General features: G+C 33.9%; 10 protein-coding genes and 2 pseudogenes. 2 read left to right on the top strand and 10 right to left on the bottom strand.

The features are described 5' to 3' along the window. Positions 1-159: 159 nt before the first annotated feature. The 6 genes and pseudogenes from HGI79_RS07040 to HGI79_RS07015 form a co-directional block, all read right to left on the bottom strand. A complete protein-coding gene (locus HGI79_RS07040) occupies positions 160-1,359 on the bottom strand; it encodes an FprA family A-type flavoprotein (RefSeq protein ID WP_185649955.1) in 1,200 nt (399 codons plus the stop codon). Between the two features lie 56 nt (positions 1,360-1,415). After that, positions 1,416-3,323 (bottom strand): acyl-CoA dehydrogenase family protein, encoded by a 1,908-nt coding sequence (locus tag HGI79_RS07035; RefSeq protein WP_185649954.1) that lies wholly within the window; start codon positions 3,321-3,323, stop codon positions 1,416-1,418. A gap of 889 nt (positions 3,324-4,212) precedes the next feature. Beyond that, positions 4,213-4,696 (bottom strand): annotated as a pseudogene (locus HGI79_RS07030) (MBL fold metallo-hydrolase). A 260-nt stretch (positions 4,697-4,956) separates the two neighbouring features. Next, positions 4,957-5,631 (bottom strand): NAD(P)/FAD-dependent oxidoreductase, encoded by a 675-nt coding sequence (locus HGI79_RS07025; RefSeq protein ID WP_185649953.1) that lies wholly within the window; start codon positions 5,629-5,631, stop codon positions 4,957-4,959. 113 nt (positions 5,632-5,744) lie between these two features. Then, positions 5,745-5,924 (bottom strand): transposase zinc-binding domain-containing protein, encoded by a 180-nt coding sequence (locus tag HGI79_RS07020; RefSeq protein ID WP_185649952.1) that lies wholly within the window; start codon positions 5,922-5,924, stop codon positions 5,745-5,747. A gap of 252 nt (positions 5,925-6,176) precedes the next feature. After that, the gene (locus HGI79_RS07015; protein WP_185649951.1) at positions 6,177-6,377 is read right to left on the bottom strand and encodes a hypothetical protein; all 201 of its coding nucleotides are present in this window, start codon (positions 6,375-6,377) and stop codon (positions 6,177-6,179) included. A gap of 850 nt (positions 6,378-7,227) precedes the next feature. On the opposite strand from HGI79_RS07015, the gene HGI79_RS07010 reads away from it, so the two are divergent. Continuing rightward, complete coding sequence (locus HGI79_RS07010) at positions 7,228-8,787, top strand: glycoside hydrolase family 32 protein (RefSeq protein ID WP_185649950.1); 1,560 nt, start codon at positions 7,228-7,230, stop codon at positions 8,785-8,787. A gap of 130 nt (positions 8,788-8,917) precedes the next feature. Here the strand turns inward: HGI79_RS07010 and HGI79_RS07005 are convergent. Together HGI79_RS07005 and HGI79_RS07000 are read right to left on the bottom strand one after the other, a co-directional pair. Then, positions 8,918-9,369 (bottom strand): annotated as a pseudogene (locus HGI79_RS07005) (transposase); the annotation flags it as partial. A 13-nt stretch (positions 9,370-9,382) separates the two neighbouring features. After that, on the bottom strand, positions 9,383-9,817 hold the full coding sequence (locus tag HGI79_RS07000; protein ID WP_185649949.1) for an N-acetyltransferase: 435 nt from the start codon (positions 9,815-9,817) through the stop codon (positions 9,383-9,385). A 458-nt stretch (positions 9,818-10,275) separates the two neighbouring features. On the opposite strand from HGI79_RS07000, the gene HGI79_RS23190 reads away from it, so the two are divergent. Continuing rightward, a complete protein-coding gene (locus HGI79_RS23190; RefSeq protein WP_278046687.1) occupies positions 10,276-10,398 on the top strand; it encodes a hypothetical protein in 123 nt (40 codons plus the stop codon). 347 nt (positions 10,399-10,745) lie between these two features. Here the strand turns inward: HGI79_RS23190 and HGI79_RS06995 are convergent, their stop codons facing one another. Both HGI79_RS06995 and HGI79_RS06990 read right to left on the bottom strand, forming a co-directional pair. Further along, positions 10,746-11,768 carry a serine hydrolase gene (locus HGI79_RS06995; protein WP_185649948.1) on the bottom strand — a complete coding sequence of 341 codons (1,023 nt, stop codon included), beginning with the start codon at positions 11,766-11,768 and terminating at the stop codon, positions 10,746-10,748. A 65-nt stretch (positions 11,769-11,833) separates the two neighbouring features. Then, entirely contained in the window at positions 11,834-12,649 is an 816-nt protein-coding gene (locus HGI79_RS06990) for a MerR family transcriptional regulator (protein ID WP_185649947.1), read from the bottom strand. Between the last annotated feature and the right edge of the window lie 275 nt (positions 12,650-12,924).

Below are 12,924 nucleotides of genomic sequence, written 5' to 3'. Positions count from 1 at the left end.
ATATTTCTCTCAATTACAAACTCCTTAAATATTTTAAATGTATAGGCAATTGTCCAAACTGATTTCAGAGCTTAAGAGTAATATTATCATGTACACCAAAAAGGACCGACTCACGAATTTTGTTCATGAGTCGATCCTAAATTTACGTTTTTTCTAAAATTACTTCATTGACTCGATAATGCTGTCAGCAAGGTCATCCATTGAATCTACATTATCTTCTTTCATGCTGGAGTTCAATGACATCTCATTGTCTAAAATAGTCATTTCTTTCATCTCATTCAAAAGTTCACGCATCAATTTGTCAGATTGAGGAGCCCATGAGCCATTTTCTATAAGAGCGAAAGTACGTTTTTGAAGATTTAATGCCTTCATGTCTATTATATAACCTAGCATCGGTGGATAAATCTTCAAGTTGTAGGTTACGCAAGCAAGAACCACATGACTATATTTGAATGTCTCAGAAATTAAATAGGAGACATGAGTTTTTGAAACGTCATACATAACTACATTCGTCATTCCCTTTTTTACTAACCTTGTTGCCAAATCGTTGGCAGCAGCCTCCGTATTGCCGTACATTGTTCCGTAAACAATCATTACGCCCTTTTCCTCAGGCTCATAGCGGCTCCACTTGTCGTACTTATCTAACAAGTACCCGAAATCATTACGCCATACCAGTCCATGTAGCGGGCAGATAATCTTGATATCGATATTGCTCGCCTTCTTCAAAAGAGCCTGAACATGAGGACCATACTTGCCTACAATGTTTGTATAATATCTTCTGGCTTCGTCAATCCAATCGCGGTCAAAGTTCACTTCGTCATTAAATAGCTTACCGTCCAAGGCGCCGAAAGAGCCGAAGGCGTCAGCGGAAAATAGTACACCGTTGGTAGTATCATATGTCACCATAGCTTCTGGCCAATGTACCATTGGAGCAGACACAAATATAACGTCATGTTTTCCAAAGGACATAGTATCGCCTTCTTTGACTTCTATTACTTTGCCATCGATATGGAAACCGAACTGCTGCATGAACATGGAAGCTTTTTCGGTGCATACAATCTTTACATCCGGATAACGAAGAATAATCTCTTCAATGCACGCTGCATGATCCGGCTCCATATGGTTGATTACCATGTAATCTAAAGGTCTGTCGCCCAGAACCGCTTGAATATTCTCAAGGAACTGACGGCAAATTGACCAGTCCACCGTATCAAAGAGTACTGTCTTCTCATCTAAAAGTAGATAAGAGTTATAGGAGACACCTTGTTGAATGGGATGAATGTTTTCAAAGAGAGCAAGGCGACGATCGTTGCCACCAACCCAATAAAGATCCTCAGTTATTTTTCTAACACAATACATATATTTAATCCTCCTTTACACTAAAAACACATTATTCTGTTTACTTATTATAGGAATCAGACTTCTATAAACATATCTTTTTCTTCACCACAAGCAGGGCAATTCCACTCTTCAGGTAGATTTTCAAAGAGTGTGCCCGGAATTACTTCTCCTTCGGGATCACCCACGCCAGGATCGTATTCGTAACCGCATCCGTTACATACATAATGTTTCCAAGTTGGAACAACTTTCTTCGGAACGGCTCTCTTCATCTTCTTCATTGGTAGAGCCTCCTTCTTTGGTTCTCCGTTGTCTAAAGCGGCAGTGAGCAATGGCAATATTTCCATTAAATCGCCAACGATACCGTAGTCTGAGTTCTTAAAAATTTTCGCATTAGGATCGATATTTATAGCAACAATTGTAGTAGCATCCTTTATACCTTTCAAATGCTGACCTGCACCTGATATACCACAGGCAATGTAAAGATTACCGTTAAATTTTTGACCAGACATACCAACATAACGATTAAGTGGTACATATTTAAGCGTTTCTGCTACCGGACGGGAAGAACCTATAGCTGCACCGGCTTGTACTGCCAAATCTTCTATAAGCTTCATATTTTCTTTTTCCCCTATGCCTAGACCTACGCTGACTACCCTTTCAGCCTTACTGATAGGAGTATCCATAGGAATTCCAACTGTGAAATCATAGCCATCTTCCTTAAGAGCTTCCACAAGAGCATCAACTCTTTCTTCAGGAGTTCCTTTCTTGAAAATCACTTTCTTACGATAACCTGTGACTGGTTCATTTTTAGAAACTTTACCTGTGCCCTCGGTCTTCGGCATCTTACCGATGATGTTAGAAGCGATAACGATACGCTGAATCTCATTAGTTCCTTCATATATTGTACAAATCTTAGCATCTCTGTAAGCACGCTCAACTTCCATACCTTTCAGATAGCCACTTCCGCCAAATATTTGAAGAGCATCGTTGACAATCTCAAGGCAAACGTCGGAAGCGTATTGTTTCGCCATAGCAGATTCCATACTGTAATGCTCATGATTTTCTTTCAGCTCTGCCGCACTGTAAATAAGCAATCTAGCTGCTCTAAGCTTTGTCGCCATATCGGCCAACTTAAAAGCGATGATCTGTTGCTGGCAGATAGGTTTGCCAAATTGAACTCTTTCTTTTGAATACTCCAGCGCATGCTCATAAGCGCCTTGTGCGATGCCAAGAGCCTGAGCTGCAATACCAATACGACCACCGTCTAAGGTGGACATAGCAATCTTGAAACCATCCCCCTCCTTACCCAATAGATTTTCCTTAGGGACTTTCACGTCGTTAAAAATCAGCTCTGCAGTGGCAGAAGAACGAATACCCATCTTGTCGTAATGTTTGCCGAAGCTAAAGCCTTCCCAGCCCTTCTCCACAATAAACGCACTGATGCCACGAGTACCTATATTCGGTGTAGTAACTGCAAAAACAATGTAAATATCAGCCTTACCTGCGTTGGTAATGAAGATCTTTTCACCATTTAAAATGTAATAATCGCCTTCTAAGACAGCAGTGGTCTCCGTACCACCGGCGTCACTACCGGCATTTTCCTCGGTGAGACCGAATGCGCCAAGTTTCTCTCCCTTTGCCAGTGGAACCAAGTATTTTTGTTTCTGCTCAGCTGTTCCATAGGCAGCAATTGGATATGAACCCAAAGATGTATGAGCGGAAAGAATTACGCCTGTACCACCGTCCACTCTTGATAATTCCTCAACGGCGATTGCATAGCTGATTATGTCCAGACCTGCTCCACCGTACTCTTTTGGATATGGGATCCCCATCATCCCAATATCAGCTAATTTATGAATTGCTTCCGAAGGGAATTTATTTTCCTGATCCAACATAAATGCAATAGGTTTAACTTCCTCTTCAGCAAACTCTCTGATTTTTGTCCTCAGATTTTCATGTTGTTCCGTAGTCTTAAAAAACATAAATATACCTCCCTTTTAATTAATACGGTTTTATGAATGTCGTTCTGTGATGAGTTGCCGCAAGCAAAACTCCTTAAACTCAGGTGACTCCTCCAATTCTTTTTTACCTTTGGAAGCCATCTAATCAATATGTTTTACTTCATCAAGCATACTTTCAAATATCTTCCTTAAATGTATATATAAACCGTATATTTTTATTGTATACCTAAACGGTATACATTTCAACCTTAACTTGAATTTTTTTTTGCCATAACCACCCATAAAAACGGATGGCTTGTTCTAAGGCTATAAGCCTTTTTTCTCTGGCTAGTACCTAAAGGCACTAGCTTTTCACTTTGTTCAAGCTACTCTGCTATTGTCTCTTTTGCTATCCTGCATTTCTTCATTCCTTTACTTAAACCTTGCCGAAATTTTTCAATAAAAACACAGTATGCTTTCCCCTTCCATCGTCAATGTTTAATCGGAAAACCATTAAAGTTTGACGTTTTTAGGTTTAATAAGAGAAATAAATGGAAAAGAAAAAAGGAATAATAGATATTAAGTTAATCCTTAATTCTACTATTCCTTATCCTTGTATTTTTCTATGTTTTACGCCTTTCGGCATGGATGTTAGTTTCAAGGTTTTAATTTTCAATTCTATTGTTAAAAATTTTTCGTGATTTTCATTTAAACATGTAAAAAAAGCCTATACCATCAGGTATGGACTTCAGTCATCTAATATGAAAAATGCGTCTTTAACCTATACAAATCCATGCAGTACTCCATTACTATGGAAAGCAATTATAAGCATGTTTTCTACCAATAGTTTTAAAATATTCCTCAATTAGTATAGGAACTTCACTTTTTGTTGCTAATGTTTCTTTAGACTTTTCACTCTTTATTTAACTAATTATTGTTTAGCAACAAAACGGCCTTGTTCGGGTTTGGCAATTTTATCAAAATGGTTAACTAGCATTTCTAAATGTTGCATAAGTTCTTCACCTTTCATAGGTTCTCCATGACTTGGGATTGCTAATGAAGGTTTTAAGTCCCTAAGTTGTCTTATTGAATTTTCTGCTGCCTTCTAGTCTGTAGTTAGATATTTTGGTGGGCCGCTTATCTGCTCACGGTGTGTAATTACAGATAATAAAGATTCTTGTTTTGTCGTAGAAAAAGCGTCTCCAACAATAAGCACATGGTCTTTTTCACGGAATAATGAAATCTGCCGAATTTTCAACACTTGTATCTACAAGCACCCATTCATCTGTCTTGTTATTAGTATCCCCAACTAAACAGGCGGTTACAACCGTAAAATTCATAACTAATATATCTGGGGTAACTTCCTGAGATGACGTAGTCATTGCAGATAATCCTTCAACTATTTTATTGCCCATTTCTAATACCCTCCTAGTTGTTATTTAAGTAAAAAAATCGTTTTTAATAGCATGTGTAAATTCTCTTATTTTATGTTTAATATTTCATCAACACCTGTAAGCTCTATATCAGCCATTACTTTCAACCTCCAGAACTTTTTTAAATATAAAAAAAGTGCCTGTTACAGCACTATTAAAAACTAATATTTTCAATTCTATTTAATAAGACAAACAATATCTTATATGCAAAGTTGCTCCTCTTCCTTTAGGTGGTTCATGTTTTATAAATAACTGTTAAGATCTATTTGTTCTTTGAACTCATCTAATCCTACTCTATCTATGTAATCTCCTAATCTTTCTCTATTAGTTGCATTTTCAGCATATATTTGAATAACTTTTTCTATTAAATCATATATATTTTCTTCTGATACACAAAGTGCTATTCTATCTGCTATTCTTGGCTTGGCCCCACCTTTTCCGCCAACATAAAACATCCAACCTTTTCCACTTCCTATTAATCCTATATCCTTAAATGCACTATCTGCACAACTATGAGGACAACCACTTACACCTATTTTTAATTTATTAGGTAATTTTTTCCCATGATATAAACTATCTAATTTTGATCCAACTGCTACTGAATCTTGAAGACCTCTTTTACAAAAAGTAGTTCCTGGACATACTTTCACACTTCTTACACATAAACCTATTGCTGCACCTGGATCCATATCTAAATCTTCCCAAACATTATCTAAATCTTCTTCTTGTAATCCAACTATTGCAATTCTTTGAGCTCCCGTAACTTTAATAGCTGCTGCATTATATTTTTCAGCTACATTTGCAATAGTTCTTAAAATATCCGGAGTTACAATTCCAGCAGTTAAATGTGGTGCAATTGCATATGTTTCTTTATCTCTTTGTAATATTGCTCCTTTTTCTAATAAATCAGTTTTCATCGCGTAACCTCCTGAGTTTTGTTTTAAATATACATTATTAATATTATTCAATAATCAATATCAATTTAATTGTATCATATTTATATAATAATTCAATTTTAATTCAATACTTTTTATGGTAACATTGTCGCATTACATGCTTGGCATTTAAACTCAATATATCCTATATCTAGAGAAACACAATTAAGCATCTTCTTTATTTCTCTATAAACAACACTTCTGATATTACCTCTATTTAATAGTTCAAACCCATTCCAGTTATCTTCAAATATATTCTTTATAACTCCTACCATTTTCTTATCATTCCAGTATAGTTTTTATATAAATTTTATCACAAATGCCTCTACATTTTATCCCTTGTAATATTTTACACTAACCTATAAATCCTTTGTTTCCAATGCCTAACGGCATGTTTTTTCGTGCAAAAAAGTTTTAAATTCCTACTAAATAAAAAAGCCTACCCACACTTAGATAAGCTTAAGTTTATATATGTATTTATTTTTATCATAATAATATGTAGATATTTTTTACAGTCTAATAATATTTTAGTGACTAGGCATATCTAATGGATTTACATAATCACAAGTAAAATCATATTGTATTTTCATTGTATTAATTGGTGTTTTAGTAACTGCCTCTGGAAGCATTGTATGAGCTGATGCTGGAACAATATAGTATTCATTTATTTTCCCATAACTGTAATCATCAAAGGCAAATAAAGTTTCAGTATCAAAATCCCAGCACATACTATAATAACTATCTGAACCTAGATCAGTACTACCATAAATGCTTAAATCGATATTTAATTGAATGCTTATTGAATCATTGACTATTACCCATAGCTTACTGTTTGGTATTTTTGTTATAAATACTTTGCTTGATGAACCTGAATAAACATCAGCTTTTTTATCAAAAGTACCGTCTTTATTATAGGAAGCTACACAACTTTTGTAATATGAACTGCTAGTAGAGGAACTGTTGGTACTTCCATTGTATGTTATATAAATATTACTAGCGGTTACTGCAATATCATAATATTCTACTGATTTTACTAAATCATCTGGAATTGCTGAACTTTTGGAATAGCTAGATATTATATTAAAACTTTTATCTAACTTTTTAAATGAACCGTCACTAATAAGTAACCAAAAATTAGTTCCATCATAATTAATAGCCTTTGCCGAAACTGGTAGTGTTATAGTTTCTTTAAATTCTGCTGTAAGCTTATCGTAAGCCAGTAGTTCGCTATAATTTGGTTTTAAAGCATAAAGATTTGTTTCAAAAGTCTTAATTTTTTTATGTAAAAGGTCGGCAAGTCGTTCAATATAGTATCTAATAATATTTTTACTATAAATATTAAAAAATTTATAATTATTTTTTTAATTTTATTTATTTCCAATATTGTTTCTATATATAGTAAAAAAATCAAATTTTTATCTTTTTTTTAAAATTTATTAATTTATACTACAAAAAAATTATATATAAACGAAAATTAAAGTATAATTAAATATTCATAAAATCCAAAAAAGAAAAAGGAGTTGAAATTTAGATAATTTGTGGACTTTAAAATAAAAAAATATAGAAAGGAAGTTGACAATGAAAAGAAAAATAAAAAAAAATAAAAAATTAATAAACTTATATATTGCTTATTTATTATTACCAATAGGATTTATTTTTTTATTATTGTTAACAGAATTAAAAGGAGTATATGCAGCTACAGCTGAAGACCCGTATAGACCTTTATATCATGTTACACCAGAATTAGGGTGGATGGGTGATGTGCAGCGACCACTCTACATAAATGGCACACATCAGTTTTATTATTTAAATAATATAGATTATTCCTGGGGAGGTAATGGAACAGAGTGGGTACATGCAGACTCAACAGATTTAGTACATTGGAATAGAAAACCAATAGCTATAGAAAAGTATCAAACTCCGTATGGAGACCCTTGGACAGGTAGTGCAGTAGTAGATAAAGATAATACTGCAGGATTCGGTGCAAACGCTGTAATTGCCCTAGTAACAATGCCATATGAGAATCAGTCTACCCATCTGTGGTACAGTACAGATAATGGAAATTCATTTCAATATTATGATATTGTACAGCATAATCCAACAGGAAGTTCAGACTTCAGAGACCCAAAAGTTATTTGGGATGAAGAAGCAAATAAATGGGTTATGTTAGTTGCTGAATACGATAAGGTTGGATTTTATACATCATCTAACTTAAAAGATTGGCAGTATGCTTCATCATTTGTAAGACAAGATGTAGGTATTGTAGAGTGTCCAGATTTATTTCAACTTAATGTAGATGGAGACAGTAATAATAAAAAATGGGTATTATCAATGGGAGGAAATGGTTTTAACTATGGTTTGACAACAGGGACATGTTATTTTATAGGTGACTTTGATGGTCAGACATTTACTCCAGACACAGGTTCAGATGTAAGTTGGTTAGAAGAAGGAGCAGATTCTTATACCGGAGTAACTTGGGATGTACCTTATACTAATGGTAACTATAGATATTTTATATCATGGATGAATAACTGGAATTATGCAAGAGAACTTCCATGGGAAAATTATGAAGGTAATGCAAGTGTTGTTAGACAGTTAAGACTAAAGACAACTAGCGACGGTTTAAAACTACAAGAAGTGCCAGTTTGGAATTTACTTGATAACTTTACTGAGGTAGTTAATATAGAAAATGAAACAGTATATACTAATCAAGGAAATGTTCTTAAGGATTATAAAGGTTTATCGTATAGTATTGAAACTGAAATAGATGTATCAGATTTAACAAGTGGTAAATTTGGATTCTCTGTTAGAAGTGGATTAGATGAGCATACAGATATAACTTATGATAAGAGCCTAAATGAATTAGCTTTTGACAGAAGTAATTCAGGAATAATTGTTGATGTAGAAGAATTTACTAGACCACAAAGAGTTACAGTTAATCCGGTAAATGGTAAAATTAAACTAACTATATTAGTAGATGCAAGTACAGTTGAAATATTTGTTAATGATGGAGAACATACATTGAGCAATATAATTTTCCCAAAATTAACATCAGATGAAGTAAGACTATGGACTGATGACCATGTTCATTTAGATTATTTGAAAATAAGAAATAATGATATTAATAGAATTAATTAGTATGCCTTTAAAGACATACTAATTTTTTTAAAGAAACGAACGTTAAATTTGGTAATTTATTTTTATTTTTTTAAATTAAAATAAAAATTTATCTTTAAAATCAAAGATAAAAAAACTTTCATATCATAAAGTTTATTGTTTTCCCATATATATTTTTTTCTAATTCTTCAAAGTAGGCTTTAGTAGATTGGATGACTTCTTCTTTGATATATTTATGTTTATTAGCGTTAGCTTTTAGATGTGTAGAATCTGTATAAAAAGTATTTTACCATCAACTAACTTTTTGTTAATAGCTTGAAATACAATGTTATCGAAAATTTCTTGATATATATTTGTATCTTTAAATCTAGTTATTCTATTCTGACTTATAGTTGAATGACATGGAATTTTATCTGTTAGATAAAATCCTAGAAACCATCAATAATCTATATTTACCTAGATTTCTTTTACGAGCTGGCGCTCTGATCTTATACCGAATAGGTAGCCTATAAATAACATTTTAAATAGAACCACAGGATCGATGGCTAGACGCCCATTATTAGTACAGTAGAGACCTTTTGTCAAATCTCTTATATATGAATAATATAGCTGAAGATTATTCTTTTTTTATCCATGACATTATGTATTCCATAAAGCCTGAATCTTCATTTTGTTGCTCTTTTTTAACTATAAAACCACAATGTTCATAAAAATCAACTGAACATATATTTTCAGTATAAACCGCTAATTCTAACCTTGAATATATAGATTTACAATAATTTAGTAGTTTTTTCCCTATGCCTTGTCCCTGATAATCTTCTAAAACAAATAATGCACCAATAAATGAATTGTCTATAATACTTATAAATCCTTTAATTATATTATCTTCTTTGTAAACAAAAGTTGTAGAAATAGGAATGTATTCTTCTTTAACAAGGTTATAATTTTTAATCCAATACTGTTCTGGTATGAAACTATGAGCAGTAATGTTAGTCTTTAACCAAACATCCATAATTTCTTCAATTTCAAACTCTTCTAATTGTTTAATCATATTTATGCCCCCTTTTTTATTTCATAAACCATATATAAAATTAGTCTGAAATAATGCTCTCTAATGATTCTTTAATATCTTTTGTATATATACCGCCATGGTAGCATATGATTCTATAATTTAATCCTCCATAATTTATTTTCATAATATAATTTCTTTATTAAATATATTACCCTTATGTTCTATACTTCATCAAGTTCACAAATAATTCTGTATAAAAGTTGTTCATATTTATCCATAGAACCCCAATAAAAAAATCGGTATTAAGTTATCTGAATTGATAATAAATACCGATTTTTTATTTATATATCCTTTGGTTGTCTAATTGTTAACGATCCCCAGGGGTCTTTGGCGGATCTTAGGTACGCCTTGCTAATAATCCTAATATTAAAGAAAGAATTGAGGGACTTAGATTACAGCAATCAAAAGTACATACTCCATCACAAGTTAAAAGAGAAATGGATGAAATCAATAAATATGCTATTATTGCAAGCTTAAAAAGAAAGATTAAAAAATTAGAGAAAGAAAATAAAGAACTTAAAGAACAGTTAAAAATAAGTTATTCAAATATATATAAATAAGTATAGTTAATTAAATTGCCGCCGTGCTCGAAAAAAGACCCACTTAATTAAGCCTCCCATAGTAATAGAAAACGGCGGCTTTTTCAAAACCGCCGTGAGACAAATATTGACAATGCCGAAGCACTACCGCTACAACGGTTTTCTTATTTTTCCTGGGCAGTCTTATTCTCTAAATTTGTTATCACCCTTTCAGGCAAATAACATTAAATCTATTCTAAAACAATAACTATTTAATTATTTCGGAAAAATTGTATTGTCCCAATCTATTTCCCATCACCCATAAGCTAAGCTTTCTAGCAATTCCAATTTTTCTACTCTCATCTTTGCCAGACTTGGTGGTAATAAGTTTAGTCTATTACAGCTGGGATAATACGTTCCTTAATCAGTGTCCACCTATCACGAGGATTAATTATGAATTCTGATGCAATTGCTACGACTAGGTCTTTTTCTGGAATGCAACAAATGACATTACCGCCATCGCCTAGTGCTAAGTATGCAAAAACGACCTCATCTTCGTGTAACCACCATAGATAACCGTATTTATTGGGGTTCATCGCTGTTGATTCGTCAATCCATGTCTTGGAAATAATCTGATTATTGTCCCAAATGCCACGGTTCAGATATAGAAAACCAAAACGTGCCATATCACGGGGAATTAGCGTAAGTCCCCATCCTCCTGTGGAGTTACTGTTTGGGTCTTTAACCCATCCTTTCAGATTTTTCCCGAATAAATCCTCAAACCCAAATGATTTCATTTCATAATCCGGGATTTCTTTCATGCCGATGGGTTTAAATAAGCGTTCGTTGGCAAACTCACGGGCACTTTTTCCTGTGCTACGAGTGATGATGGTTGAAAGCAGGTGCGCCCCTGCGGTGGAATACTTAAAAGTTCCAATACTTCCTTTTTGACCCAGCATATCCAGAGTATACTTTACCCAGTCAGGTTGTATACACATCTTGTCCAGCGGTTCGTGCCAGTCCTGAAATGGATAGGGAGCCGTCATAGTGAGAAGATGGCGTATGGTGATTTCTCGTTTCTGCCTATCAGCAGCATCGGGAACATATTCGGGGAAAAAATCCAGCACCTTCTGGTCTACATTTTTAATATATCTTGCATCTATGGCAATACCAATGAGGGCAGATATTATACTTTTCGTTACAGATGCTACATGGTGCGTATCATCCGGGCCATAGCCATTATAATATCTTTCATAAGCAATATATCCATTTCTCACAACAACAATACCGTTTATATTACTGTACTCGGATTTTATCATAGGTTCAAGCTCTGAAAGCTTTTCAGAGTCCATTCTCAAGGTTGCCGGGTCTACGGCTTGCCATTCTGTAGTTGGCCAGTAGTTTCTTTGCATTATAGATACCTCCTAAAAGACGTTTTTTGTTAAGCGAGCGTTAAGGAAAATGTCAGGGCTTGCTACTATTTTTTCTTTACAGGAAAATATACCTCGGTAACAATATCCTCAGGAACGGTGGCTTGATCGGGGTCGGTTATATATATTTCATATGGTGATTTCACCAATTCATATCCTTCATTTTCTACCCATTCCCTCAGCTTAGTATATACCGATGTCAATTCTGAATATGAACCCTTTAAAACAGACTTCGCACAAAGGCCTCCAGGCAAATCTCTCGTTCCCTTTACAGTCTCCTCTATCGGAATGGCAAACTCTGTATCATTACCGGCAGGGTTGTATTCAGGGCTGTGATAAATAGTTATTGGCCTACCAAGCAAGGTGAGTTTTTCAGTAGCAATCTTTTCATATAGCCTGCTAAAATACTTTCCATATCCTGCAACATAGTCAATCATCTGACGTATATAAAGAATATTCATTGGCTGGGTTTCAACAAGTTGTACTCCTATATTGTCAAGGTATGACATAATTGGTATGCCCTTATCTAAATTTAAAATATCATTACTCATTTGTTTTAGGGCATATTCAAAAACATTTAGCTTTTCTTGTATTTCCCCTCTCTTGCGATTAAGAGCAGAACAAAGCTTCTCTTCTGATTGATCCTCCTCCAATTCCAGAATGGCTTTGATTTCTTCCAGAGAAAAATGATAAGATTTCAAACGGTTGATAAAGAGCATCTTTTTTAGTTGCCTGATGGAATAATACCTATAACCGGTTTCAGTATTAATCTCATCAGGATTAATTAATCCAATTTCATCATAATATCGAAGCGTTTTTGTAGATACTTCGCATATCTTTGAGAATTCTCCAATCGATAGCAAGAGATCACCTCCATTCTTCATATTTTTATACGGACTAAATGCTTTAAATATCGATACTTTGTTCAATTCTACTATACACCTTACCCTAAGGGCAAAGTCAACTGCAAAAATATTGGTGCTTCTTTAGTTAGACAATCAAGAAAGCAGGCTTGTGCCTGATTTTCAGGTATGTATCCACCGCCTACTGCAATGGATTACACCGAAATAATAGTCATCTCCATTGCATTTGAAACAGGAGAAACGTTTGAATGGTATGCTGGCCTAAAAACCCTATC

The sequence above is a fragment of the Clostridium sp. DJ247 genome, assembly GCF_014231265.1.
The sequence above is the reverse complement of the archived record's forward strand: the minus strand, read 5'-3'. Positions and strand labels throughout refer to the sequence as shown.